3 protein-coding genes are annotated in these 3,664 nt (G+C 31.4%); all 3 read right to left on the bottom strand.

The features are described from left to right. Window positions 1-238 precede the first annotated feature (238 nt). The 3 genes from LACWKB10_RS09605 to LACWKB10_RS09615 all read right to left on the bottom strand — a co-directional run bounded on the left by LACWKB10_RS09605 (window position 239) and on the right by LACWKB10_RS09615 (window position 3,597). The gene (locus LACWKB10_RS09605; protein WP_034981746.1) at window positions 239-1,396 is read right to left on the bottom strand and encodes a hypothetical protein; all 1,158 of its coding nucleotides are present in this window, start codon (window positions 1,394-1,396) and stop codon (window positions 239-241) included. A 129-nt stretch (window positions 1,397-1,525) separates the two neighbouring features. Further along, window positions 1,526-1,777: a hypothetical protein gene (locus tag LACWKB10_RS09610; RefSeq protein WP_034981747.1), complete on the bottom strand. Its 252-nt coding sequence runs from the start codon at window positions 1,775-1,777 to the stop codon at window positions 1,526-1,528. A 380-nt stretch (window positions 1,778-2,157) separates the two neighbouring features. Further along, the gene (locus LACWKB10_RS09615) at window positions 2,158-3,597 is read right to left on the bottom strand and encodes a phage/plasmid primase, P4 family (protein ID WP_034981748.1); all 1,440 of its coding nucleotides are present in this window, start codon (window positions 3,595-3,597) and stop codon (window positions 2,158-2,160) included. Window positions 3,598-3,664 lie beyond the last annotated feature (67 nt).

The raw sequence follows: 3,664 nt of genomic DNA on the forward strand, positions 1-3,664 counted from the left end.
ATTATAGAGATAAAGAAACCACCGACCTCGCCCATTTCCCAGAGATTAAATACTGCAGCCATGAATGGCCACACACTATTCGATTCGAGTATCAATATAAATACTAGATAATAACCAATTGGCACTTTATAAAATTAGAGCAAACAAAAAGACACATCTATGTCTTTTTTAGCGACATTTATGTGTCTTTTCTTTCTCAATTATTCATTTAGAAATTCACTTTAGAACAACTCCGGTGCTACTTTTCTCCTCTAATTTTATTAATTTGGTTTTTGCATTCTTTCCATAACTTTTTTTTGATTTTTTGGTTTTTTTCCTGCACTTTATTATCTTGTTCATCAATTTTGTCTCGTTTGTTTTCTATAAACTTCAATAAATTATCTTTTTCTTTATCAAGTTCAGCTACGTTCATTTTAAATCCTGCATATATTTTTCTTTTATCGAGCCGATAATAAGTTTCACCATTGTCCATATCATACCGATAGTAAACTTCTGTCCCTAAAACAGTTTTGCATGAAATATATACATTTCTCACTAAAAATGTATATTTATAGCCATTGTTCCAGTTTGCTCGCATAACTTTATTAATCATAGCTTGCTCAATTTCGCCATGATAGTAATTAGTCCAGATATAACTCTCTTTTTTTTCCCTAGTTATTTTATCACTAATTTCTTTATTTTCTTTGAAAGCATCTTCTAAGTCTTTTGGATCATAATCATCGATGTTATCCCAATAAAAACAGTCTTTTAATTGTTCAAGCTGTTCCTGCTTGTTTCCTAGTATTTCTAAATCATACTGTGATTTTCCCAACATAGATGAAGTCTCAACTATAGGCTTGCAATATATATTTCCTAAGTATTCAACTTCATTATTCTTCTCTATAGTAAGAACAAGCCGTAAAACCATTTTAAAATCCGTCAAGGTCTTAACTTGGTTTATATTTACAATTGTTATTTGGGGTTGGATATTATTTTTTACTTTATCAAGTGCTGGATTCATGGAAGGCCAGTTTTCTAGTGAAATTTTAAAACATATAGGTTTTAAATTATCAATTCTAAAGTAGGGTAAATGTAAGTTGACGTCAGATTCTTTTTCTCGCTTATTATTATTAAAAGATAAATATAATGATACTATTACTGCACCAAGAGTTCCAATTGCACTTAGCCAATCGGGAGAAAAAAAATACTTAGTAAAAATAATAACTGACTTCTTTTTGTAGAAAAGTGTATAGAGGATAAGCGTAACTACTAAAAATTCCACTATGTTAAAGGTAAACTTAAACAATTTACTGCTTCCTGCTTTTTGTATATAAAATCCTATTTTTTGGGGGAATTTTATTATTGCCATGATAATTATTGATAAGACAGATAACATGAGTAGTTTTATAATTTTCAATTTATTCACCTCATAAAAAATAATACAAGAAACTAGCCTTTTTAGCTAGTTTAGTTCAAATGAATATATTGAGATTAGCTACTTTCTAGTTGCTTGATCTCAAGTTTAACTTGATTATCCTTGATGGTATTAGATATAAAATGTCTTAGCTGAAAAGGAACCACAGAATAGTGTAGGGGTAACGTCATGTTCAACGGCTATCCTAGACCAAGCTTGCTTATCGTTCATTTCATCAAAGTAATCGTTATGCTTTGCCTTATTTAAAATTAATGTCATGCAATCGCAGAAATGAATAGCAGCATGTTTACCAGATTTTCTTTCGATCTGCAAAACAAAATCTAATTTATCGAAGTTGTTTAGACTTTCAAGTGAGTAATACATATAATTTAATTCCTTTATTTAATACATGTGATGCGGTACAAAGGCATGGCACAAATAACTGATTCAACAAATCCTCTGTATACCAACTTTTTGGCGGACGTGGTACATTTGGTACAAATCGGGGAATACCCCTCTAACATACAGCCTGTAAGCTTGGCACAAAATGTACACTTTTTTTGAGCTTGATAGAGATTGTATATAGGGGTATGTACTCCAATATATATATTATTTTATTTATTTTAAAAAAGAGTGTACCACTAGTACCTTACTTACTCTCTCAACGAGTTAGGCATGTTTTTCTATCTGAACCTAGAAAGTTCCATTTGCACCGTGGGTACTCTCATAAGGGTTTATTGAAAGTTTGTGGTTTGTACCTGTCTTTAATTTAAGCTGATACCTTTATAAAAATACCGCCTTTTTCGTTTTTCTCCATCAATACGCTTGTTTTCAACACTTCTAAAAATTCCTTTGTTCTCAAGCTCTTTCTTGAATTTTGTTTTGCTAACTGGTTTGAAATTATATTTAATACACCAAACTTTATAGGCACCGTATAAATCATTTTCATCAACTTCTTCCGTTGGAGCTAAGGTACAATCTTCATTAATAAATTGCTTTATGGGGTCGTTATCTTCTATCCAATTGTTTCTCTGTGCAATAATTGACTCAGTTTGTTTGATTTCTTTTCTTTTCATTGCATCCTTGGCTAAGACCATACATTTGTAAACAAACTCACCACGTTCTTTTTTAACTTTTTTCATATTTATAGTCTGTTCAAAGTTGTTTATTTTAAAGAACTTAATTACATTAATTCGGCGTAAAAATGCATTGGTTGTATTGCTAAAACTAGGCAAGTCATTAGATGCAAATAGCAATTTAGCATAATTAAATAATGTAATACCTGGCCTATTTTTAACTGGTGCAGTTATTGAACTGCCACCGGTTAACTTCTGTAAAACAGTAGTATCAGGGATGTACGCGTTTGATATATCGTCATATTCATTTAGATATTTATTGTATAATTCTGAATGACTGAAATTATTAGGACGCTTGTCTGCTAAATCAATTAAAGAAACAAAAGAAGTATTTTCATTGCCTACAAGGGTGGTAAGGTGGTTCATAAAGGTGGTTTTACCGTCACCACCTGGGCTTAACAGGATAACGAATAATTGAATTGGTTCATAACTGGGATAAAATATGTAACCTATGAATTCCATCAATGATTGCATGTTTTCACCTACTGAAAGTGCTAACCATTTCTCTGTTTCTAACCAACTATTTTTATTTTTCCAACTATTTATAACGGCTTGTGAGTTCGGATATTTATCAGTAACCACCAGGTCATAATCAACACATGATGTGAAATAGTACTTAGGCGAATGCTCTTGCAATTTGAAATCATCCCAATTCCAAACACCATTTTTGAAGTTGAAATAATTACCTTGTTTTTTGCCAAACGTATCTTTCCATTTAACACGCTTAATGCTGTCACAAACAAAATGAAAAGCATCCCTGGCCACTCGATCAGTCCACACGTTATACATGTTTAAAAGCTCTGTAATTACGCTCTTAATGCTTTTAATGTTTCTAAGCTCCCAGTACCCTTTTACTTTGTTATACTCGTAAAAATCATCTTTATTGCCGTTCTCAACGATAATGCAATTATGTACCTCAAGAATAGTATTGCCTAACTCAGAGATATTGACTTTAGATTTGCCATCTTTATCAATTATTATCCAACAAACGGTTTTGTTGATTAATTGTTCATATTTTTCCTTTAACTCAGGGTCTATGGTAATTGCTCGTGGTTTATTATCAGACAAATTTGAAACCTCTCTTTCTAGAATACTGTATTAATAATCGACACAAGCTGTTATAATTTTCAGACTT

Source organism: Lactobacillus sp. wkB10, from assembly GCF_000760615.1.
In the GTDB taxonomy this organism is placed as follows: Bacteria; Bacillota; Bacilli; order Lactobacillales; family Lactobacillaceae; genus Lactobacillus; species Lactobacillus huangpiensis.